The sequence below is a fragment of the Pseudomonas sp. F(2018) genome, assembly GCF_005508865.1.
In the GTDB taxonomy this organism is placed as follows: Bacteria; Pseudomonadota; Gammaproteobacteria; order Pseudomonadales; family Pseudomonadaceae; genus Aquipseudomonas.
The window spans coordinates 298,178-318,780 of the sequence record NZ_SCOM01000004.1; the positions used below are offsets into that span (position 1 = coordinate 298,178).

General features: G+C 66.5%; 19 protein-coding genes. 8 read left to right on the plus strand and 11 right to left on the minus strand.

All coding sequences use genetic code 11. The features are described 5' to 3' along the window. Window positions 1–33: 33 nt before the first annotated feature. Together FFS62_RS18365 and FFS62_RS18370 are read left to right on the plus strand one after the other, a co-directional pair. Window positions 34–255 (plus strand): hypothetical protein, encoded by a 222-nt coding sequence (locus tag FFS62_RS18365; protein WP_137974289.1) that lies wholly within the window; start codon window positions 34–36, stop codon window positions 253–255. A 63-nt stretch (window positions 256–318) separates the two neighbouring features. Beyond that, entirely contained in the window at window positions 319–1,053 is a 735-nt protein-coding gene (locus FFS62_RS18370; RefSeq protein WP_137974290.1) for a class II aldolase/adducin family protein, read from the plus strand. 76 nt (window positions 1,054–1,129) lie between these two features. On the opposite strand, the gene FFS62_RS18375 is transcribed toward FFS62_RS18370, so the two are convergent. From FFS62_RS18375 to FFS62_RS18405, 7 genes are all read right to left on the minus strand, one after another. After that, window positions 1,130–1,729: a nitroreductase family protein gene (locus FFS62_RS18375; RefSeq protein ID WP_137974291.1), complete on the minus strand. Its 600-nt coding sequence runs from the start codon at window positions 1,727–1,729 to the stop codon at window positions 1,130–1,132. Between the two features lie 25 nt (window positions 1,730–1,754). Further along, on the minus strand, window positions 1,755–2,816 hold the full coding sequence (locus FFS62_RS18380; RefSeq protein ID WP_137974292.1) for an ABC transporter substrate-binding protein: 1,062 nt from the start codon (window positions 2,814–2,816) through the stop codon (window positions 1,755–1,757). A 52-nt stretch (window positions 2,817–2,868) separates the two neighbouring features. Further along, on the minus strand, window positions 2,869–3,999 hold the full coding sequence (locus FFS62_RS18385; protein ID WP_137974293.1) for an LLM class flavin-dependent oxidoreductase: 1,131 nt from the start codon (window positions 3,997–3,999) through the stop codon (window positions 2,869–2,871). Window positions 4,000–4,013: 14 nt separating this feature from the next. Next, the gene (locus tag FFS62_RS18390) at window positions 4,014–5,057 is read right to left on the minus strand and encodes an LLM class flavin-dependent oxidoreductase (RefSeq protein ID WP_137974294.1); all 1,044 of its coding nucleotides are present in this window, start codon (window positions 5,055–5,057) and stop codon (window positions 4,014–4,016) included. A 10-nt stretch (window positions 5,058–5,067) separates the two neighbouring features. Further along, window positions 5,068–6,147, minus strand: a complete 1,080-nt coding sequence (locus FFS62_RS18395) for an ABC transporter substrate-binding protein (RefSeq protein WP_137974295.1) — start codon at window positions 6,145–6,147, stop codon at window positions 5,068–5,070. Between the two features lie 51 nt (window positions 6,148–6,198). Then, a complete protein-coding gene (locus FFS62_RS18400; protein ID WP_137974296.1) occupies window positions 6,199–8,445 on the minus strand; it encodes a TonB-dependent receptor in 2,247 nt (748 codons plus the stop codon). A gap of 188 nt (window positions 8,446–8,633) precedes the next feature. Then, entirely contained in the window at window positions 8,634–8,846 is a 213-nt protein-coding gene (locus tag FFS62_RS18405; protein ID WP_137974297.1) for a hypothetical protein, read from the minus strand. Between FFS62_RS18405 and FFS62_RS18410 the strand changes: the two genes are divergently transcribed. Then, entirely contained in the window at window positions 8,829–9,905 is a 1,077-nt protein-coding gene (locus tag FFS62_RS18410) for a sigma-54-dependent Fis family transcriptional regulator (RefSeq protein WP_137974298.1), read from the plus strand. The genes FFS62_RS18405 and FFS62_RS18410 overlap by 18 nt on opposite strands. Window positions 9,906–9,956: 51 nt before the next feature. Here FFS62_RS18410 and FFS62_RS18415 read toward each other — a convergent pair whose 3' ends face one another. Together FFS62_RS18415 and FFS62_RS18420 are read right to left on the minus strand one after the other, a co-directional pair. Then, entirely contained in the window at window positions 9,957–10,163 is a 207-nt protein-coding gene (locus FFS62_RS18415; RefSeq protein ID WP_137974299.1) for a hypothetical protein, read from the minus strand. A 93-nt stretch (window positions 10,164–10,256) separates the two neighbouring features. Beyond that, a complete protein-coding gene (locus FFS62_RS18420; RefSeq protein WP_137974490.1) occupies window positions 10,257–11,060 on the minus strand; it encodes an MBL fold metallo-hydrolase in 804 nt (267 codons plus the stop codon). 115 nt (window positions 11,061–11,175) lie between these two features. Here FFS62_RS18420 and FFS62_RS18425 point away from each other — a divergent pair, with 115 nt between their 5' ends. Further along, window positions 11,176–12,132 carry a GlxA family transcriptional regulator gene (locus FFS62_RS18425; RefSeq protein WP_256662300.1) on the plus strand — a complete coding sequence of 319 codons (957 nt, stop codon included), beginning with the start codon at window positions 11,176–11,178 and terminating at the stop codon, window positions 12,130–12,132. 17 nt (window positions 12,133–12,149) lie between these two features. On the opposite strand, the gene FFS62_RS18430 is transcribed toward FFS62_RS18425, so the two are convergent. Together FFS62_RS18430 and plsB are read right to left on the minus strand one after the other, a co-directional pair. Further along, a complete protein-coding gene (locus tag FFS62_RS18430) occupies window positions 12,150–12,911 on the minus strand; it encodes an ABC transporter substrate-binding protein (protein ID WP_171016368.1) in 762 nt (253 codons plus the stop codon). A 275-nt stretch (window positions 12,912–13,186) separates the two neighbouring features. Then, the gene (plsB, locus tag FFS62_RS18435) at window positions 13,187–15,673 is read right to left on the minus strand and encodes a glycerol-3-phosphate 1-O-acyltransferase PlsB (RefSeq protein WP_137974301.1); all 2,487 of its coding nucleotides are present in this window, start codon (window positions 15,671–15,673) and stop codon (window positions 13,187–13,189) included. Between the two features lie 252 nt (window positions 15,674–15,925). Between plsB and FFS62_RS18440 the strand changes: the two genes are divergently transcribed. The 4 genes from FFS62_RS18440 (at window position 15,926) to FFS62_RS18455 (ending at window position 20,471) form a co-directional block, all read left to right on the plus strand. Then, the gene (locus FFS62_RS18440; RefSeq protein ID WP_137974302.1) at window positions 15,926–16,846 is read left to right on the plus strand and encodes an ABC transporter ATP-binding protein; all 921 of its coding nucleotides are present in this window, start codon (window positions 15,926–15,928) and stop codon (window positions 16,844–16,846) included. Next, window positions 16,843–17,574: an ABC transporter permease subunit gene (locus tag FFS62_RS18445; RefSeq protein ID WP_137974303.1), complete on the plus strand. Its 732-nt coding sequence runs from the start codon at window positions 16,843–16,845 to the stop codon at window positions 17,572–17,574. Before FFS62_RS18440 ends, FFS62_RS18445 begins: the two co-directional genes overlap by 4 nt. Window positions 17,575–17,576: 2 nt before the next feature. Beyond that, window positions 17,577–19,409 (plus strand): Gldg family protein, encoded by a 1,833-nt coding sequence (locus FFS62_RS18450; RefSeq protein WP_137974304.1) that lies wholly within the window; start codon window positions 17,577–17,579, stop codon window positions 19,407–19,409. Between the two features lie 84 nt (window positions 19,410–19,493). Continuing rightward, window positions 19,494–20,471 (plus strand): DUF4340 domain-containing protein, encoded by a 978-nt coding sequence (locus tag FFS62_RS18455; protein ID WP_137974305.1) that lies wholly within the window; start codon window positions 19,494–19,496, stop codon window positions 20,469–20,471. Window positions 20,472–20,603 lie beyond the last annotated feature (132 nt).

The window sequence follows — 20,603 nt, forward strand, 5'->3', positions numbered from 1 at the left end:
CCCGCCGCATGCTGCGACCGGGGTTGCAGGGGCTTGAGCAAGGCCTGTGCCGAAAGGCTGAAATCCAGTGGTGGCAGGGCCTGCAGCGATTTTTGGTGGGTCTTGCTGGAGGTGATTGCTGGTGCAGCAACACTTGCCCAGCACTGGCTGCTGGGGGTGCAGCAGATTCCGCTGGAGAAGGGCTGGAAAGTGCTTGGTGTGATGATTAACTCATTGAAAATCAATGGATTTTTATGGTGGCACAAGTCCTGCTGAGGAGAGGTCAGTGCCGTGCCGAGAACGCGCGGTCGCCATCATCGACCCCCAGGAGCTTCAGCCATGACCGCCAGCCTCACCGCCACCCAACTCAGCCAGCTCGAACAGGCCAAGCGTGATTTCGCCAAGGCCTTCCGCGTGCTCAAGGAGACCCGCACGCTGACCGCCACCAACACCTACCAGGCCTATGTGCGAGTGCCCGACAGCGATCTGGTGATCGCCCTGCACGCTCCAGGCCCCTGGGCCGATGACCAGGAGATCCGCGCCGTGGTTGCCAGCTACAGCGGCCAGGTGGTGCTGGACGAGACCGCCGCAGGCAGCTCGCCGCTCAGCGGCAGCAAGGCCGGCGGCAACGGCCAGCGCTATGCCGGGGTGTTCCAGAAGCGCCCCGAGGTCAATGTGGTGATCCACGTGCACACGCCGTACCTAGGCGGTTGGGCCAGTGCCCACCGGGTGCTGCCGATCCGCTATGCGGCCTCCCAGCGAGTGACCCTGGCCCGCGAGCTGCCGATCTACATCGACCGCCGTCAGCCGGAACACGCCTTCATCGTCGAGAAGATCGAGGAGAACCCGCATACCCCGGCGATTCTCGAGGCCAATGGTGGCGCCACCTTCTGGGGTGAGAGCGTGCTGCAGGCGTCCAAGCTGATCCTGCTGATCGAAGAGGGCGCCTACTTCCAGGGCCTCGCCGAACTGTTCGGCGGCTCCAAGGAGTTCGGCCCCGGTGTGCTGGAGCAGCAGTGGAAGATGACCGGCCTGTGGGCCCAGGGACAGAAGCTGCTCGAAGCGGTGGCCTGAGCCGAGATGGCAGGCCGCCACGGCGGTCTGCGCAAGTGACGAGCCCGAATGCGTGGCGCATTCGGGCTCGATCGTTTCAGGCGCTGGCGAAGCTGAAGCGGCCCTCGGCCACCAGGCTTGCCAGCGGCTGGCGCTGGGTCGGTTGTTCGCGGGCGCGCAGGTCGTCGGGCAGCTCGGCGGCATCGCCGCGGCGGCCGATGGCGATGGCCAGCTCGACCTGGTAGCCGTCCGGCACGCCCAGTTCGCTGCGCGCCCGCTCGCGGTCGAAACCGCCGATGGCATGGCTGCTCCAGCCGCTGTGCTGGGCCTGCAGGGCCAGGCTGGCCCAGGCCGCGCCGCTGTCCAGGGAATGGCTGAGCAGCAGGCTGTCCTCGCTGGCGCCGGGGCGGCGGTGGTGGGTGCGCGAGATCAGGATCACCAGCGCGGCCGCCTTGGCCGCCCAGCGCCGGTTGTTCTCGCCGAGCAGGCCGAACAGGCTCGCCCAGCTGGGCGAACCGTTGAGCGCATAGACGAAGCGCCAGGGTTGGGCGTTGTTGGCCGAGGGCGCCCAGCGCGCGGCCTCGAAGAGGGCGAACAGCTCCTGCTCGGCGATCGCCTCGCCGGTGAAGGCGCGTGGCGACCAGCGTTCGAGGAACTGCAGATGGATGGCGTATTCGGTCTGGCGGGATGTGCTCATATCGTTGTCTCGTACGGGTGGATATCTACAGGCCGGCCTGCCGCTGGCGTTCGCGCAGGGCCAGGGCGGCCTCCAGGGGACGGCGGTCGACCCAGTCGTGCAGGTCGAAGTCGCGTTCGAGGAAGCCGTATAGCCAGAGCGCCTGCTTCTGCTCGGCGAACAGTGCCAGGCGCTCGGCGGAGAGGTCCGGGTGCAGGCTGCGGTGGAAGTCGTTGCGATAGGCGGTGGCTACTCCCGCGGCGCTGCCGACGGTCTCGCCCTGCAGAACGGCGCGCACGGCGTCGGGGTTGTCGGCGGCCCAGTCGGCGGCGCGCAGGGTCTCGGCGAGGAAGCGCACCAGCAGGTCGTAGTGCTGGTCGATCAGGCTCTGGTGCACGGTGATCGGTCGCGGCGTGCCGTTGTTGGTGCGCAGATGGGCAGAGGGCAGGGCATCCAGATCGATGCCGACCACCACCCCGGCGGCACGCGCCGCATCCACCGCCGCAGCGCCTTTGACATAGACCGCATCGACCCGGCCGGCGGCCAGCTGCTCGATGCCGGCCCACAGCTGGCGCGGCCCGTTCTGCCCGCGCTGGCCGTGGCCGGAGGGCACCTCGACCAGGGTCACGTCGTGCAGGCCGAGCCCGGCGCTGGCCAGCGCGCCGCGATAGCCCTGCAGCGACATGCCGCGGGCGATACTGGAGCCGCGGGCGTGGCTGGGCAGCGGATGGTCGATCCACTGCGGCAGCGCCAGGCGCTTGCCGGCGAGGTCGGCGGCGCTGCGGATGCCGGACTCCGGGCGCACCAGGATCACCTGCCACTCGTCGATCCAGGTCAGGCCGATCAGACGGGTCGGCGCGCCTTGGGCGCGGGCGGCGAAGGCGAGGATGTTGCCGCCTTCGCGAATCAGCTCCGGCAGCTGATGGTCGTAGTGGTGCTGGCCGAGGTCGGGGTTGTCCTGCAGGGTCTCGATGGCGATACCGTCGTCGGCGAAGGCCTGCTGCAGCCAGCCGAGTCTGTACGCCAGGCCGGTGGCGGTCGGCACCGGGCAGCGGGTGAACCAGAGCCTGTCGAGGCTGGGCGTTGGGCGAGGCGAAGACTGTGGCATGGGCGGCTCCAGAAGCTGGGCGGCGCGCCGGGGCCCGGCGGCCGCGGTGGGATTAGCGGTGGCCGCGCAGCAGCGGCAGGACTTCTTCGCCGACCCGGTAGGCTTCTTCCAGGTGCGGTGTGCTGGCCAGAATGAAGGCGTCGGCGCCGAGCTGGACCAGTTCGTCCAGGCGTTCGGCGACCTGCTGGTAGCTGCCGACAATGCCGTTGGTCTGCCCGCCGCGCAGCAGGTTGAAGCCGGACCAGACGTTCGGCTCGAGGATCAGGTCGTCGAAACGGCTGACGGTCTCGGGGCGATTGCCGGCCTGCCGGCTGGCACCCACCGAGTCGCCGCCGGGACGCTGGGCGGCGCGCGCCAGTTCCGCCGGCGATAGCCGCTCGAAGCCCTTGCGCACTTCGCGCCAGGCTTCTTCCTCGGTGGCGCGGGCGATGATGTCGACGCGCACCGCACACTTGATCTTGCGGCCCAGAGCCTCGGTGCGCTCGCGCACGCGGGCGAACTTCTCGCGCAGCTGGGCGAAGGGTTCGAGCCAGGTCAGGTAGTACTCGGCGTGTTTCGATGCAGTAGCGAGTGCCGCGTCCGAAGAACCGGAGAAGTAGATCTCGGGAAATTCCTGCTGCGCCAGCGGCAGGGCCAGCCCACCATCCTCGACCTGGTAGTAGCGGCCCTGGTAGCTGAACGGGCCGCCGTTCCACACCCCGCGCAGCACGTCGAGGAACTCGCTGGTGCGGTCGTAGCGGGCATCGTGGCCGGCGCTGTCGCCCCACCACAGCTGGGCCGGGCCGCCGCCGCCGGTGATCACGTTGAACAGCGCGCGGCCGCCGGTGGCGCGTTGCAGGCTGGCGGTCATGCGCGCGGCGGTCAGCGGGTTCAGGAAGCCCGGCTGGAAGGCGATCATAAAGCGGAAGGTGCGCGTCTCGCGGGCCAGGAAGGCGGAGATGGCCCAGGGCTCGTCGGTCATCGGGAAGGACGGGATCAGCCCGCCCTGGAAGCCGGAGATCTCGGCGGCGCGGGCGATCTCGGCGAGGTAGTCGATATAGGTGAAACCGTCGTCGCGGGTGCTCAGCCCGCTACTGCTGGGGCTGCCGTTGCCGAAGAACCAGTCGCCGCGAAACGGCTCGCGGTTGCGGTGGGTGCTGGGCTCGCCATGGGTGGGCAGGCGCCAGAAGACATCGATGGCCATGCTGTGGGTTCTCGTCAGGCGGTGTGGGCGGTGGCGCCGGCAAGGCGGGCGCGCAGGGCAGGCAGGACGTTCTCGCCGACCCGGTAGGCTTCCTCCAGATGCGGCGCGGCGCCAATCAGGAAGCTGCCGATGCCGGCAGCGGCGTATTCGGCCAGTTGCTCGACGACCTCGGCGTAGCTGCCGACCAGGGTGGCGATGGCGCCTTCGCCGGGTTGCCACAAGCCGCTGCCGCCAGGTGCCTGCAGGCCGGTCTGCGCGGCCAGGCGCTGGGCATCGGCCAGGGCCTCGGCGGTGTCCTCGCGGGCCAGCAGGTCGAGGCGCAGACCTGCCTGCAGGGCGCGACCATGGCCGCGGGCGATGCGGGCCAGTTCGTCGAGCAGGGGCGCCAGTTCGCTGGGCGGTCGTGCGGAAAACACATGGACATCGGCCTGGCAGGCGGACAGTTGCAGCGCCTCGGCAGCGTCGCCGGCGAGGTAGATGGGCGGCACGCGCTGGCCCGACAGCGGGCCCTGGAAACCACCATCGAGCACCTCGAAGAAGCGCCCCTTGAAGCTGAACGGCGCCTGGGTGATGACGCCACGCGCCACGCCGATGAATTCCTCGATGCGTGGCAGCAGGTCGGCATCCGCGACGAAGTCGCCCTGGCGCCTACGAGCGGCGGCATCGACCGGGGTACTGAGCTGCCAGGCGAAGCGCCCGCCCGTGAAACGCTGGTAGCTGACCGCGTTCTTCGCCGCATACACCGCCGAGCCGCGCGCCGCGTCGAACTCGGTGAGCAGGCGCAGGTGGCGCGTGCTGCGGGCGACGTAGCCGGCGATGATCCAGGGCTCGTCACCCTCGGGATGGTTGCCGATGCGGATGCCATCGAAGCCGGTCAGGTCGGCGGCGCGGGCGATCTGCTGCAGGTAGTCGAGGTAGTTGAAACGTTCGCCGCGCGGGTCGCTGACACCGGGGCCGAACGCGGCCTGGTCCTCGCGCTCGCCGCGCAGATGGGAGAGGGCGTCGGCATAGCGCGAGTCGCGCCAGTTGGGCAACTCCCAGATGAATTCGATGCTCATGGGGCTCTCCTCAGGGGCGACTGGCCAGGTCGGCCTGGTCTTCCTGCCAGTAGTTCTCCAGCTGCAGTTCCTTCAGCCCCTGGGCGACGAACTTGGGTTCGAGCAGCGTGTTGACGTCGACCTCGCCGCGAATCAGCTTGGCCTTCTGGCTGTAGGCGATGGCGTCGGCGTAGTGCTGGCGCAGGGCCTGGTCATACAGCGGGGTGAACTGGCCGACCCAGGACTCGCCCTCAACTTCGCGCTGCAGCACGCTGAGTGGCTGGCCGGACTGCGACAGATAGCCCTGGTAGGTCGCGCGGTTGGCGTCCTGGGCGGTCCAGTGGGCGGCCTTCAGGTAGGCGGTGACCACCAGTTGGGTCAGCTCCGGCTGCTCGGTCACGAATTCACTGGCGCCCCACAGCTCGGCGCGCATCTTCCAGTCGCGTGGTGCCTGTTTGCTGGACCAGACGATCTTGCCGACCTGCTTGTCTTCCAGCAGGAAGGCGTCGCTGAGGGTGAAGAACGCATCCACCCGCCCGGCGCTCAGCGCAGCGGCGCCGGCCTGGGGGTTGAGGTTGAAGATGCGGAAGTCGGCGAAGCCGAGGCCGTTGGCCTCCAGCAGCTTGGCGAACGACAGCTCCCAGGGGCGGCCGCGGTGCAGGGCGACGCGCTTGCCCTTGAGATCCTTGATCGAGGTGGCGCTGGAACCGCTGGGCACCACCAGATAGACATTGTTGCCGCTGCCGCCGGGGGCGATCAGCTTGGTGGAGACGCCGGAGGCATTGGCGATGATCGATGGCAGGTCGCCATAGAAGGCGAAGTCGATACGTTTGTTGGCGAACTCCTCGTTGACGAAGGTGCCCACCGAGGCGGTGGCCGCCGGGACCCATTCCAGCTTGATGTTGCGCTTGGCCAGTTCCTGCTGCAGCCACTGGTCGCGATCCATCACGTAGGCCGGGCCGTTGAAGGTGACCTTGCCGGCGTTGGCGTAGGCCACGGTGGCGATGCGCACGCTCTGCGGCGGCTCCGCCGCGATGGCCTGGCTGGCCAGCAGGGCAGCCGGCAGCAGGGCCAGGCGGCGCAACAGGCGGGTGAGGGTGAATGCTTGCATGGCGAAATCCTCGCGAAGGCCCGCGGCCGGTCAGGCCGCGGGCGGGGTGGGTCAGAAGTCGCTGGTCACCGAGACACCAACGGTGCGCGGGTCGCCGAACATCACCGCGGCGGTCTGGAAGCCGCCCGGCAAGGTGTGGTTGCGGTACTCCTTGTCGGTGAGGTTGTTGACGTAGGCGGTGACGCGGGTGGTCTCGCCCGGCAGCTCGTAGGTCACCCGGGCATTGCCCAGGGTGTAGCCGTCGGCGCGCATGTTGGCGCTCTGGTCGTTGGAGAAGAAGTACTGGCGGCTGCGGGTGTTCCAGTCGGTGCCGAGGATGATCGCGCCGCCGGCATTCAGCGGGATGCGGTAGTCGGCGCCGAGCACGGCCGACACGTTGGGTGCACGGACGAACTTGTTGCCGGAGAAGTCGTCGTTGCCCGAGGTGTAGTCGGTGAACTCGGTGTGCAGCAGGCCGAGGGCGAAGTTGATGTGCAGGTTCTCGACCGGAATCGCTTCCAGCTCGAACTCAGCACCGTAGGCCTCGCCCTGGGCGCCGTTGGCCAGGCGCGAGACGGTCTGGTTGTTCACCGCGGTCACGATGTTGAGCTGGATGTCCTCGTAGTCGTAGTAGAACAGCGCGGCGTTGGCGTTGAGGCGGCCGTCGAACCACTCGGACTTCAGGCCCAGCTCGTAGGAGGTCAGGTATTCCGGGTCGACCGTGGCGACGGTGGCCTGGTTGGTGACCCCGGCGTTGTAGCCGCCGGAGCGGAAGCCATAGGCGTAGCGGAAGTACACCCGGGCGTTGTCGGACAGGCGATATTCCGGGGTCAGGTCGTAGGTCCAGTCGCTCCAGGTGTTGCTCTCGTCCTGCACGGCGTTGACCACCAGCGGCGTGCTGACGCTGCCGACGTGCCACCAGTCTTCGTTTTTGAAGCCGGCCTGGCCCTGGTTCTGCAGGCGCTGCAGGTCGATGTCCTTGGTCTCGCGAGTCCAGCGCAGGCCCGCGGTGAGGTTGAAGTCCTCGGTGAAGTTGTAGGTGGTGCTGCCGAACAGGGCGTAGCTCTCGGTGCCCTGGTTGAAGGCGGTGTTGTTGTAGAAGCGCGGGATGTAGCGATTGCTCAGCGAGGCGTTGGCGCTTTCCGAGTCCAGATCCTCGTCGAAGTAGTGGAAGCCCAGGACCCAGTTCAGGCGGTCCTCGCGCGGCGAGGCGAGGCGGAATTCCTGCGACCACTGCTTGCTGTCGGCATAGCTGTATCCGCGCTGCAGTTCCAGCGGCGTGTTGTCGCTGTCGCTCAGGCCTTCGCGCTCGAAATGCTCGAAGGCGGTGATGGAGGTGAGCTCGAGGCTGCCCAGCTGCCAGACCAGGTTGAGGTTGGCGCCGGCCTGGTCGATGTTAACCTTGTAGTCGGCGTTGTAGTTGACCTCGCCCTTCTTCGGGTCGATCGAATAGCCGAACTGGTTGGTGCCGTTGGCGCGGGTGCCGTAGCTGACAGTGCTGTAGCCGCCGGTATCGTGGTAGCTGCGCGCGTGCAGATTCAGGTTGGCTTCCAGGTCGTCGTTGATGCGCGCGAGGAACTGCAGGCGTGCGGCATCGTCTTCCAGGCCGCCCTGATCGTCGTCGTTGGCGAGATTCTCGTTGTAGCCGTCGCGGCCCTGATGGCGCAGCGACAGGCGGGCGGCCAGGCGGTCATCGACCAGCGCGTCGCTGACCGCGCCTTCCACCACGCGATCGGCGTAATCGCCGACGCCGACCTTGAAGTAGCCGGACGGATCGAAGGTGGGCTTGCGCGAGATGAAGTTGATAGCGCCGGCCGTGGTGTTCTTGCCCCACAGCGTGCCTTGCGGGCCGCGCAGCACCTCCACCCGCTCCTGGTCAAACAGCGGGAAGCCGCTGGCGCTGATGTTGGCGATGTACACGTCGTCGACGTAGATGCCCACCGGGCTGACGGTATTGGCTCCCTGGTCGCCAGTACCCAGGCCGCGAATCCACCAGCGCGGACGACCGTGGCCTTCGGTGGTGCCCGCCGAGGCGTTGGGAATGAAACGGGTGACTTCGTTGGCCGACTGCAACGAGGTGTCGCGCACCTTGTCGCCGTTGAGCACGGAGATGGAGGAGGGCACCTCCTGCACGGTCTCTTCGCGCTTCTGCGCGGTGACGGTGACCTTGGCCAGCGTCGGGGCGCTGTCGGCCTGCTGCTCGGCAGGCGCTTGTGGCTGCTGCGTGGTCTCGGCAGCATGGGCCGCGACCAGATGAAGGCCGGCCAAGCCCCCCAAGGCCCAGGCGATGGCAGTGGAAAGAGTGGTGCGCTTGAACATGTTGCCCCCAGTGACTGGCTTGTTTCCGGCATCGCGATGGCGATGCCGGGCGATCAGGTGTTGGCGGTGCCCATGCTCTTTTGCGGTGGTGGCTAGGCATCCGGCGGCTTGTGCAGGCCGCATTGCCCCTATCGCAACAACCGTACCGAGATATGTTTTTTGATCTTAATTTGTTAATTAATAAGAATTTATTTGAATGTGCCGGTGGCAAAGCAGCGGTTTTTTCCTACTGCCTGGCCAGCAACCGCTGCTGCTGGGTTGCTGCCCCAGCAGCAATTCTTCATATATTCGATAAAAGAATAATCAAATGAATATTTATGATTATTTGTGCATAAATGAATTCCTGCACTATCGGCGCTCTGGCCATCAACGGATTCGCCGCCATGTCGCTGCTCACTCACCCCCAGGCTCGCGAACTGACCAAGTCGGTTCGCGCCACCGTGCTGGTGTTCAAGGACCCTCGTTCGCAGGAGTTGCTCAACCGTATCGAGCGCCTGGCACCTAGCGAGGCCAACGCACTGATCATCGGCGAGACGGGGACTGGCAAGGAGCTGGTGGCACGCCACATTCATCACCTGAGTCGGCGCGGCAAGGCACCATTCGTGGCGGTGAATTGCGGGGCCTTTCCGGAGACCCTGGTGGAAAGCGAGCTGTTCGGCCACGAGAAGGGTGCGTTCACCGGCGCTGCGACCAGCAAGGCCGGCTGGTTCGAGGCCGCCAACGGCGGCACCCTGTTTCTCGACGAGATCGGCGATCTGCCGTTGAACATGCAGGTCAAGCTGCTGCGTGTCCTGCAGGAACGCGAGGTGGTGCGGCTGGGCTCGCGTACCCCGATCCCGATCAACGTGCGTCTGGTCGCGGCGACCAACGTCAATCTGGCGGATGCCGTGGTGGCCGGGCACTTTCGCGAGGACCTGTTCTACCGTCTGCACGTGGCGACCATCCGCCTGCCGCCGCTGCGCGAGCGGCCGGGCGATATCCTGCCGCTGGCCGAGTTCTTCGTGAACGAGCATTGCCAGCGTCTGGGCTACCAGCGCGCCTCGCTGAGCCCTGAGGCCGAGCGCAAGCTGCTGCTGCACAGCTGGCCGGGCAACATCCGCGAGCTGGAGAACGCGATTCATCACGCGTTGCTGGTATGCCGGAATCAGCAGGTGCAGCCGAACGATCTGCAACTGGTCGAGCTGCGTCCCTCTATCGAGCGCCACGAATTGCCGGCTGCTTCCGGTGCGGTGGCCGAGGCGAGCCTGGAAGCCGCGCTGTACGCGCTATACGAGAAGAACCTGCCGGACCTTTACGAACACATCGAGGAGGCGATCTTCCGCAGCGCCTACCATTTCTGCCAAGGCAACCAGTTGCAGACCGGCCGCCTGCTCGGGATCAGTCGCAATATCGTGCGTGCTCGTTTGGAGAAGATCGGCGAGCTGGCAGCTTCTGCGCGCTCGGGCTTGCCCCTGCACTAGCCATCCCGAGGCGACAGCGCTGCCACTTCTCCGTGGAAGAGGGCAGCGGGCTCAGTTGGGCGCGTTGAGCGGGTCGCCTTCATCGGGCTGGCTGGGTTGCTCGATGCCAGGGTCGTTCGGGTCTCGCCAATCTTCGGGGCGCCGCTCGTCCGGTGATTGCTCCGCGCCTTCGTCGGGGTAGATCCCCGGCTCGATGGGTGGCACAGGGTCCTGTGGGTCGTCGGCGCCCATGGGGTTGGCGTAGTGGATCTGGGTCATGATTCACCTCCCAGGCCGGGATGGCCTGTAGGGTTTCGATGACGCCGTGCGGCGCGCGGTTCAGGCAATCGGCGGGGCGGTCATGTCCGGGGCTCAGGCGCGAAGCGGCATGGGCTGCACCGGGTCGAACGCCAGGGTCTGGCCGTCCTCGGGAATCAGCAGTCTGTCGTCCACCCCCGCACTGCGCGCCGCGCCGGCCAGAGCCGTTCTGCTGACCGGGCAGTGGCTGATGGCTTCCAGATGGTTGGCTACCACCGTGCCCTCGGCCAGCCGGGCGAACTCGATGACCTCCTCCAGCCCCATGATGATGTCGCCCCCGAGATCGAAGCGCGCGCCGCCCGCGGGAACCACGCTGATCTGGGGCTGATGGCGCAGGACGAACTCACGTACGCTCGGCGTCAGGATGGTGTCGCCGGCCAGGTAGAGGCTGGGCTCGTCGAGCAGCTCGATTAGGTAGCCGACGCCGTGCTCCATGAGCTTGCCCACCAGTCCCAGGCCGTGGGTGCAGGCGACCGTGCGGATGCTGCCACCGAGGAAGGGGCTCGGCTGGGCGTGCTGCGGCGGCAGCGGCTGGACATTCAGGCCCCGTCGCGCGAGATGCGGCGCGTCGTGCGGCGTGCAGATCACCGGAATCTGCCGCTCGCGCAGCCAGCGCGTGCCGGCGCGATCCAGGTGGTCGAAGTGGCCGCGCTGGCAGTGGGTGATCAGGCAGTGAGTGACCGAGTCGAGCGCGTCGCTGGTGCCGGCCGGCAACTCGACCAGCGGGTTGCGTTGCCGGGCACCGAACAGGCGCAGCGGCGGCAGCGCGTCCTTGGCGGCCAGCATGGGGTCGACGAGGACGCGGTGCGGGCCGAGTTGAAGAATGATGGTGGCGTTGCGGATCTGCTGGATATTCATCATGTGCCCCTCTGGATGGTGGGCTCTATGGTGCCGAGCGGGGCGCATCGCCATAATGGCAGGAACAGACATATTTAGTTCCTTTCAAGCCATTTCCTCTTCTCCGGAACCAACCATGCGCATCGGCCTCCTGCTGTTTCCCCGCTGCATGCCCGCCGGGCTGTTCGCCTTTGCCGATCTTCTGCATGCGGCCAACCGGCGGACCGGGCGCGAGTTGTTCGAGGCCAGCTATGTGGCGTTGCAGGCGGGGCCGGTCGAGTGTGCCCATGGCGTCACCCTGCAGGCGACCGCGTCCCTGGCCGAGCGGGAGCTCGATGCCGTGCTGATCCCCGGCTTCTGGGCGGAATCGGCGCAGCAGGTGGACGAGGTGCTGGCCGGGCATGCGCCGCTGGTGCGCGCGCTGTCCATGGGCAGCCGGCGCCTGCAGCTGTGGAGCTATTGCACGGGCGTCGGCCTGCTGGCAGCCAGCGGCCGTCTGGATGGCCAGCCGGCAACGGTGACCTGGTGGCTGGCGGAGACGCTGCGCCAGCGTTTCTCCAAGGTGCAATGGCAGAGCGAGCAGAACTGCGTGTTCAACGCGAATACCGCCACCGCGTCGGGAGTGAATGGCCATCTGCCGATTGCCCAGGCGCTGATCGAGCGCAGCGTGAGCGCCGAGGTCGTCCGCGATCTCACCAGGCTCATGGTGCTGCCGCGCCCGGTGGTGCCGCATCCTGCTTTTCAGGGCATGAGCCTGATGGAGCAGGCCGGCAAGCTGCTGCGCCAGCTGCATGCCCTGGTCGAACAGCTGCCGGCCGAGCAGATCACCGTGGCGGTGCTGGCGAGCAGGCTGGGCATGTCGGAGCGCACGCTGGCGCGCAAGGTGCTGGTCGAGACCGGTGAGGCGGTGGCGAGCTACGCCCGGCGGATTAAGCTGAACCAGGTCAGCGAGCGCCTCATGCTGACGGCGGCGTCCGCCAGCACCATCAGCGCGGAGCTGGGCTTCAGCAGCGATTCCAACATGCGGCGCATGTTCAAAGAGCTGACCGGGCTGACGCCAGCCGAATATCGCCAGCGCTTCGCGCGGCTCTAGCGGGCCGCAAGAGGGCGCTAGCGGTAATGCGCCAGCCTGGCTTGCCAGTCCGGCGCCTGCTGCAGCTGGCCGATAATCCGGTTCAGCTCCGGCAGCAGCCTGGCATGGCTCGCCGGAACCAGGAGGTAGCGCTGGTAGCTGCGCAGCGGCCGCTGGTCGATGTACAGCTGGCGGCGCAGACCTTGCTGCTCATGCAGATAAAACTCCAGGGTGCGCCTGCCGATCACCGCGGCATCTATCCAGTTGCGTTGCAGCCTGAGCAGGTTGACGCTCTCGCTGACGCCGTCCTCCCGCTGAATCCGCTTGCGCTCGAACAGCTCGGCCAGCTCCGGGTAGCGATGGCCGCTGATCACGCCCAGGCGACGACCGTCCAGGTTCTCCGCGGAGAGCTTGCTCACCTGGCCCTCGTTGCGCGAGACCAGCAGGTTGGCGTCATCGATGAACGCCTCGCTCCACAGATGGCGCTGCGCGTCGGTAAACCAGGCGGGATTGGTGCCCAGCACGATGCCGTCCAGTCGATCCTTGGCCAGCAGGTAGTCCAGACGCTTGCGTGGAATCTGGCGGATGACGAAATGGTATTGCGGCAGCTCGGCGTTCAGCCGTTCGGCCAGATCGAAGTACAGGCCCTCGCGGCGCTTGCTGTCGATGATGTAGGGCGGCTTCTGCTGGTAGCTGAACAGGACGATCTCCTCGGCGGCATAGGCCGAGGTACAGAGGGACCAGAGGCTCAGCAGGAGAATGCCGAGTGTCCGGTGCCAGCCGGGCGTGTTCCGCCTCATCGATTGTTCTCCCTGTGCTCGCATCCAGGCGTGACCCTGCAAATGTAGACCTGTCCCCGGACGGCTTGCCTGATTCTGGCTTCTGCCGGCACGTGAGTGACGAGTGGGTTAAACAGCTGACTACGCCGGCCGCCGAAGAATTCCCTTGGGGTGCCTGCCTCGGACTGAAGGTGCTGCCGATCCGCTCGGTGGCATGCGCTTGTGGCCATGAGAAATGACGTGCCACGGAAAGCAAAAGGGCCGCATAAGCGGCCCCTTCATTGGTGCTGTCAGCCTCAGACCGGCTCCTGCGTTTCCTCGCCGCGCTCCAGCGCCACCTGGCGGATGGACAGGCGGATCTCCGCCGGCAGCACGCGCTTGGCCGCACCTTCCACCAGTTCCGCCAGCTGCGGATGGTGGCTGAGCTTGCCTTCGCCGTTCTGACGCAGCACGCCCTGGTCGAGCAGGGTCTGGATGAAGTGGCGGAACAGGCTCTTGTCGAAGAACTCCGGGGCGTTGAGGCCATGCAGGATCGACAGGCGCTGGGCCATGACCACGCAGAGGTTCTCCAGCTCCTCGGCGCTCAGGGCGTACTGGCCGGCGTTGAGCAGCAGGGCAGTGGCCATGTAGAAGCGCTGCAGGGTCTGCACGATGGCGCGGGCCAGCAGGGTGAGCAGGACGAACTGGCGCGAGCTGGGTGCCGGACGGATGAACATGTCGTCCTCGCGGCGCAGCAGGCCCTGTTCGACGAAGGCCTCCAGCCACTGGTCGACCACGCCTTCCAGCTCGTCCACGGACCACCGGATGAACAGCTCCGACTGCAGGTACGGATACAGCGCGGTGCAGTAGCGCAGGATCTGCTCGCGGCTCATGCGCGAGCTGCTGAGGAAGAAGCTGGCCAGCAGGGCGGGCAGGGCGAACACGTGCAGCACGTTGTTGCGGTAGTAGGTCATCAGGACGGCGTTCTGCTCGTCCAGATAGAGAATCTTGCCCAGGGCATCCTTCTGCTCGGCCAGCAGGTCCATGCTCTGCACGTAGCGGATCAGGTCCTGGCCATCGCCTTCGGGCAGGGTGGCGTGGGGCGAGTAGGGCACCTTGCGCAGCAGCGCCAGGTACAGGTCGAGCACGCGGGCCAGGGCCTTCTCGTCCAGCGCCAGCTTGCTGGTGGAGAGCAGGGCCAGGCCGACCAGGTTGACCGGGTTGATCGCCGCCGCCTCGTTGAGGTGCTGCGCCACGCGCTCGCCGAGGCGATTGGTGGTGCGGTTCAGCCACTCGGGGCGGTATTGGTCGCCATAGTCCTGGGTGCGCCAGTCCGGCTGCTCGTGGTCGAGGAATTCGGCCAGCTTGATCGGCTCGCCGAAGTTGACCCGCACGCTGCCGAAGCGCTGGCGGCGAATGGCGCCGATGACCTTGAAGATGTCGAAGATCGATTCCTTCTTCTTCACCGCGCCGCGCAGCTCGCCCAGGTAGGTACGGCCTTCGAGCACGCGCTCGTAGCCGATATAGACCGGCACGAAGGCGATCGGCAGGCGCGACGAGCGCAGGAAGCTGCGCAGGGTGATGGCCAGCATGCCGGTCTTCGGTTGCAGGGTGCGGCCGGTACGCGAACGGCCGCCCTCGACGAAGTACTCGACCGGGAAGCCCTTGCTGAACAGGGTGTGCAGGTATTCGTTGAACACCGCGGTGTACAGCGGGTTGCCCTTGAAGGTGCGGCGCATGAAGAAGGCGCCGCCACGGCGCAGGATGCCGCCCACCACCGGCATATTGAGGTTGATGCCGGCGGCGATATGCGGCGGCGTCAGGCCGTTGCGGAACAGCAGGTAGGACAGCAGCAGGTAGTCGATATGGCTGCGGTGGCAGGGCACGTAGATGATCTCGTGACCGTGGGCGATGTCGCGCACCGCCTCCAGGTGGTTGACCTGGATGCCCTCGTACAGCTTGTTCCAGAACCAGCTGAGCACCGTCTCCAGGAAGCGGATGGCGGTGTAGGTGTAGTCCGAGGCGATCTCGTTGCCGTAGCGCAGGGCCTGGGCCTCGGCCTTCTCCTGGCTGATCTTCTCGCGCTCCATCTCCTCGCGGATCGCCTGGCGTACCAGCGGGCCGTGGATCAGGCCTTTCACCAGGTTGCGCCGATGCGATACGTCCGGGCCGATCACCGTGGTCTTCAGGTTGCGGAAGTGCACGCGCAGGATGCGCTGGACCATGCGCTGGGTGCGTTCGCGGCCCTTGTTCTGGTCGAGCAATTCGCGCAGGTGGATGGGGGCGGAGAACTGCACGCGGGTCTTGCGGCCGAGGATCAGGATGCTGACCAGCTTGCGCAGGCGCCCGGTGACGGCCCAAGTGTCGGCGAACAGCAGCTTCCACGGGCTGGTCTCGCGGTCCGGCGACTGGCCCCAGAACACGCTGACCGGAACGATCTGCGCGTCATCCAGGGCATTGCTGTCGAGGCCGGCGAGGATGCGCTGAAGGGTCGGCGGGGTACCGCGCTTGTCGTGGCCGCCGAACCAGCTGGGCGAGCGGGTCAGGTAGAAGAATCCGGCCGGCTCCAGCTGGTCGCCGAGCGTCACCGGCAATACCGGGCGCGGCAGGCCGGCCTTGCTGCATTCCGTATCCACCACCGCCAGGTCTGCTGCCGAGGGCTGCTGCAGCACGTAGAACACCGGCTTGCTGCGATCCAGGCGCAGGTTGAAGGACGACTGGTTGATGGTTTCCGAGCGTACCCAGAGGTACAGCAGGCGACGCAGGGCACCAAAGGCGAGGCGGTGAAGCGGGGAGCGGGTCATACGAGGGCGACTGTGAAAACGAGCAAGCGCTCGGGGCGGCTAGTGTGCCGTATTCGGTGGGCGGCGGCAAAAAGCCCTGCAGGTACAAGTGTTCACCGGGGCCGCGGATTTCCTGGCCTACAGGCCGCCCTGCAACTTTTCCTAATGGCCGCTGTCTTGCCTTGCCGCGGGTCGACTTTTATAGTCCGCCAGCGTTTGCAAAGGCCCCCGAGGTCAGCATGGCCCGGGGCTTATCCCGTAGGGACAAGAGCCATGATCGAAATAAAAAATCTAACCAAACGTTTTGCCCAACATACGGCCGTCGATGGCCTCAGCTTTCAGGTCCAGCAGGGGGAAGTGCTGGGCTTTCTCGGCCCCAACGGCGCCGGTAAATCCACCACTATGAAGATGCTCACCGGGTTCCTGGCGCCGACCTCCGGCACGGCCAGCATTCTCGGTTTCGACATCCAGAGCGACACCCTCAAGGCCCAGCAGCAGATCGGCTACCTGCCCGAAGGTGCGCCCTGCTATGGCGACATGACGGTGCGTGGCTTCCTCGAATTCATCGCGGAGGTCCGCGGCTTCCGTGGCGCCGAGAAGAAGCAGCGGGTGCTGCGCGCGGTGGCCCAGGTGGAGCTGGACAAGGTGCTAGAGCAGAGCATCGAGACCCTGTCCAAGGGCTTCAAGCGCCGTGTCGGCCTGGCCCAGGCGATCCTCCATGATCCCAAGGTGCTGATCCTCGACGAGCCGACCGACGGCCTCGACCCCAACCAGAAGCACCAGGTGCGCCAGCTGATCCAGAGCCTGGCCAAGGACAAGATCGTGATCATCTCCACCCACATCCTCGAAGAGGTGTCGGCGGTGTGCACCCGCGCCGTGGTGATCGCCGCCGGCAAGGTGGTGGCCGACGGCACTCCGCTGGAACTGGAGAGCCGTTCGCGCTACCACCAGGCGGTGACCCTGGTCGCCGCCGGCGAGCTGGACCGCCAGGCCCTGGCCGCGCTGCCGGGGGTGATCGCCGTGGAAGACAACGCCGAGGGCAGCCTGACCCTGGTGGCCGCGCCTGGCCAGGTGATCTTCCCGCAGATCAATGAACTGATTCGCCAGCGCGGCTGGCAAGTGACGGAGCTGGACGTGGAACGCGGCCGGCTCGATGAAGTGTTCCGCAGCCTGACCCGGGGAGAGGCGGCATGAAGCAGTTGCCCGTGATCTTCAAGCGCGAGCTGGCCAGCTATTTCGCCACGCCGCTCGCCTATGTGTTCATCCTGATCTTCCTGGTGCTGTCCGGGGTCTTCACCTTCTACCTCGGCGGCTTCTACGAGAGCGGCCAGGCGGACCTGTTGCCGTTCTTCAACTTCCACCCCTGGCTGTACCTGTTCCTGGTGCCGGCCATTGCCATGCGCCTGTGGGCCGAGGAGCGCAAGTCCGGCTCCATCGAGCTGCTGATGACCCTGCCGATCACCCGCGCCGAGGCGGTGCTGGGCAAGTTCCTCGCCGCCTGGGTGTTCGCTGGCATCGCCTTGCTGCTGACCTTCCCGATGATCATCACGGTCAACTACCTGGGCGAGCCGGACAACGGCGCGATCTTCACCGGCTACTTCGGCAGCTGGCTGCTGGCGGGCTCGTACCTGGCCATCGGTTCGTGCATGTCGGCGCTGGCCAAGAATCAGGTGATCGCCTTCATCCTCGCCGTCAGCGCCTGCTTCCTGTTCATCGTCAGCGGTTTCCCGATGGTGCTCGATGCACTGGCCTGGTCGCCGCAGTGGGCCGTCGACGCGGTCGCCTCGCTGTCCTTCCTGACCCGCTTCGACGCGATCAGCAAGGGCGTGATCGACCTGCGCGACCTGCTCTATTTCATCACCCTGATGGGCGCCTGGCTGGCTGCCACCGCCATCGTGGTCGATCTGAAGAAGGCTGACTGACCATGAAGAAACTGATGTATTCCGGCGCCGGCCTGCTGCTGATCGCCGTGGCCTTCCTGGCCTTCAACATGCTCTCTGCCCTGGGCCTGGGCAATGTGCGCCTGGACCTGACCGAGCAGAAGCTCTACACCATCTCCGAAGGCACCGAGCGCATCCTTGGCGAGCTGGACGAGCCGATCAACCTGTACTTCTTCTACTCCGACAAGTCCGCCCGCGACCTGGCCGTGCTGCGCAACTATGCGGTGCGCGTGGAGGAGATGCTCAAGGCCTACGAGCGTGCGGCGAATGGCAAGATCAAGCTGCACATCATCGACCCCGAGCCGTTCTCCGAGGACGAGGACAAGGCCGCCGGCTTCGGTCTGCAGGCCGTGCCGGCGAACCAGAGCGGCGAGCAGATCTACTTCGGCCTGGCCGGCACCAACGCGGTGGACGACAAGCAGATCATCCCGTTCTTCCCGCTGGATCAGGAGGAATTCCTCGAATACCAGCTGAGCCAGCTGGTGCAGGGCCTGGCCAAGCCGGAGCGGCCGGTGGTCGGCCTGCTTTCCGGGCTGCAGCTCAACGGTGGCTTCGACATGATGGCGCGCCAGCCGATGGCGCCCTGGATGGTGATGGAGGAAGTGCGCCAGCTGTTCAAGATCGACAGCCTCAAGGCCGGCATCGACAAGATCCCGGACCAGGTCTCGGTGCTGCTGCTGGTGCACCCGAAGAACCTGCCGCAGCCGACCCTGTACGCCATCGACCAGTTCGTCCTGCGCGGCGGCAAACTGCTGGTGTTCGTCGACCCGCTCAGCGAGGCGGACAACGCGCCGCCGATGATGCCGGGTGATGACGAAGGCAAGGCCTCCGACCTGGAGCCGCTGTTCAAGGCCTGGGGCCTGCGCATGGTGCCGGGCAAGGTGCTCGGCGACGGCTCCTACGCGCTGTCCGTGAGCATGGGCCAGGGCCAGCGCCCGGCGCGCCATGCCGCCTGGCTGGCGCTGCCGAAGCGGGCGATGAACCAGGACGACGTGGCTACCTCCAGCCTGGAGAGCTTGAACATCGCCACCGCCGGCATTATCGAGCCGGTCGAAGGCGCCAAGACCCAATTCGTGCCGCTGCTGCAGAGCTCCGAGTACGCCATGCCCTTCGATGCCGCGCGCTTCGCCACCCTGGCCAACCCGGAGGAGCTGATCCGCGACCTGGAGCCGACCGGTGAGCGCTACGCCATCGCCGCACGTATCAGCGGCCCGGCGCAGTCCGCCTTCCCTGAGGGTATCGAGGGGCAGAAGGACGGCCTGAAGTCCGCCGACAACATCAACGTGATCGCCGTGGCCGACACCGACCTGCTCACCGACCGCATGTGGGTGCAGGTGCAGGACTTCTTCGGTCAGCGCGTGCCGCAGCCGTTCGCCGATAACGCCGGCTTCGCCATCAACGCCTTGGACAACCTGTCCGGCAGCGATGCGCTGATCAGCGTGCGTTCGCGTGGTCGCTTCAGCCGTCCGTTCGAGGTGGTCGAGGCCCTGCAGCGCGACGCCGAGGCGCAGTTCCGGGTCAAGGAAGAGGACCTGCAGAAGCGCCTGGCCGAGACCGACCAGAAGCTCGCCTCGCTGCAGCAGCAGGACCCGAGCAAGCCTCTGGAACTGACCCCCGAGCAGCAGGCCACGGTGCAGCAGTTCATCGCCGAGAAGCTGCGCATCCGCAAGGAACTGCGTGAGGTGCGCTTCCAGCTGAACGCGCAGATCGAGGACCTCGGCCGCACCCTCAAGCTGGTCAACATCCTCGCCGTGCCGCTGCTGCTGACCCTCGGCGTGCTGGCCCTGTGGCTGTGGCGCCGGCGCAAGGCCGCGTGACCCGTGGAAGGGGAGAGGGCCTGGCCCTTTCCCCTTCGCTCTCCCTTTCCCATTCACCGACTCCTTGATCGAGGAGAACAGCCTATGAGTCGCAAAACCCTGTTCGTGCTGGGCGTGCTGGCGCTCGCCCTGGTAGCCGGCTGGTACTTCACCAGCCAGGTACAGAAACCCCGTGCGTCCGTGCAGGCCGAGGTCTGGTTGCCGGGCCTGCAGGCACCGCAGGTCGAAGCCATCGAGATCCAGCGCGTTGGCCAGCCGCTGGTGCGTCTGCAGCGTCGCGAGTCGGGCTGGGTGTTACCGGACAAGGCCGATTACCCGGCCGATCAGGCAGCCGCCGGTACCTTCCTCAAGGCGCTGACCGAGGCGCGCAAGGTCGAGCCGCGCACGGCCAACCCCGAGCTGTACGGGCGTCTCGGTCTGGCCGACAAGGGCGACCCCGAGCAGCAGGGCGTGCGCATCACCCTGCAGGCGGCGGGCCAGCCGCCGCTGCCGTTGCTGATCGGCAAGCCCGGTCAGCAGTCCGGGCAACTGGTGCGCCGCGCCGACGAGGCGCAGAGCTGGCTGGTCAGCCAGCGCATCGAGCTGCCGGCCACCGAGCTGGAGTGGCTGGATCGCCGCGTCACCGCAGTGCCGTTCAGTGCGGTGCGTGAACTGGATCTGCAACATGCCTCTGGCGAGCGCCTGAGCCTGGTTCGCGACAAGCCCGAGGATGGCAGTCTGCAGCCGCGCGAACTGCCCAAGGGCAAGCGTCTGGCCTTCGAGGGTGCCGCCAACGGCATGGGCCAGTTCTTCGCCGACCTGCGTTTCGCCGATGCCGCGCCGCTGGCGCAGCTGACCTTCGAGGGCAAGCCGACGCTGCAATTCAGCCTCACCACCTTCGCCGGCAAGACCCTCAAGGGCCGCCTGTACGGCAAGGCCGATCAACACTGGCTGTTACTGGAAAAGGGTAGCGACCTCGCGCCCGAGGAACTGTTCGGACGTAGCGACTGGGCCTATCGGCTGGAGACTTACCAGTACCAGAGCCTGGCCAGAAAGCTGACCGATCTGCTCGCCGCGGATTGATCGAAAAAGCGCTGCAGGCCAGGTTTCACGGGGCCTGCAGACGGCCGAAAAAATCCCTTGGCAAGACGAACGCTTGTTTTATACTCGCGAGGCGGTCGCATCAGGACGCCTTTCGGAATACCACTCCACGCT

What these genes read in the sequence shown, in the direction of transcription:
- FFS62_RS18370 (WP_137974290.1), top strand. Translation starts at nt 319, where the DNA reads ATGACCGCCAGCCTCACCGCCACCCAACTCAGCCAGCTCGAACAGGCC.
- FFS62_RS18375 (WP_137974291.1), bottom strand. Translation starts at nt 1,729, where the DNA reads ATGAGCACATCCCGCCAGACCGAATACGCCATCCATCTGCAGTTCCTC.
- FFS62_RS18380 (WP_137974292.1), bottom strand. Translation starts at nt 2,816, where the DNA reads ATGCCACAGTCTTCGCCTCGCCCAACGCCCAGCCTCGACAGGCTCTGG.
- FFS62_RS18385 (WP_137974293.1), bottom strand. Translation starts at nt 3,999, where the DNA reads ATGGCCATCGATGTCTTCTGGCGCCTGCCCACCCATGGCGAGCCCAGC.
- FFS62_RS18390 (WP_137974294.1), bottom strand. Translation starts at nt 5,057, where the DNA reads ATGAGCATCGAATTCATCTGGGAGTTGCCCAACTGGCGCGACTCGCGC.
- FFS62_RS18395 (WP_137974295.1), bottom strand. Translation starts at nt 6,147, where the DNA reads ATGCAAGCATTCACCCTCACCCGCCTGTTGCGCCGCCTGGCCCTGCTG.
- FFS62_RS18400 (WP_137974296.1), bottom strand. Translation starts at nt 8,445, where the DNA reads ATGTTCAAGCGCACCACTCTTTCCACTGCCATCGCCTGGGCCTTGGGG.
- FFS62_RS18410 (WP_137974298.1), top strand. Translation starts at nt 8,829, where the DNA reads ATGTCGCTGCTCACTCACCCCCAGGCTCGCGAACTGACCAAGTCGGTT.
- FFS62_RS18415 (WP_137974299.1), bottom strand. Translation starts at nt 10,163, where the DNA reads ATGACCCAGATCCACTACGCCAACCCCATGGGCGCCGACGACCCACAG.
- FFS62_RS18420 (WP_137974490.1), bottom strand. Translation starts at nt 11,060, where the DNA reads ATGAATATCCAGCAGATCCGCAACGCCACCATCATTCTTCAACTCGGC.
- FFS62_RS18425 (WP_256662300.1), top strand. Translation starts at nt 11,176, where the DNA reads ATGCGCATCGGCCTCCTGCTGTTTCCCCGCTGCATGCCCGCCGGGCTG.
- FFS62_RS18430 (WP_171016368.1), bottom strand. Translation starts at nt 12,911, where the DNA reads ATGAGGCGGAACACGCCCGGCTGGCACCGGACACTCGGCATTCTCCTG.
- plsB (WP_137974301.1), bottom strand. Translation starts at nt 15,673, where the DNA reads ATGACCCGCTCCCCGCTTCACCGCCTCGCCTTTGGTGCCCTGCGTCGC.
- FFS62_RS18440 (WP_137974302.1), top strand. Translation starts at nt 15,926, where the DNA reads ATGATCGAAATAAAAAATCTAACCAAACGTTTTGCCCAACATACGGCC.
- FFS62_RS18445 (WP_137974303.1), top strand. Translation starts at nt 16,843, where the DNA reads ATGAAGCAGTTGCCCGTGATCTTCAAGCGCGAGCTGGCCAGCTATTTC.
- FFS62_RS18450 (WP_137974304.1), top strand. Translation starts at nt 17,577, where the DNA reads ATGAAGAAACTGATGTATTCCGGCGCCGGCCTGCTGCTGATCGCCGTG.
- FFS62_RS18455 (WP_137974305.1), top strand. Translation starts at nt 19,494, where the DNA reads ATGAGTCGCAAAACCCTGTTCGTGCTGGGCGTGCTGGCGCTCGCCCTG.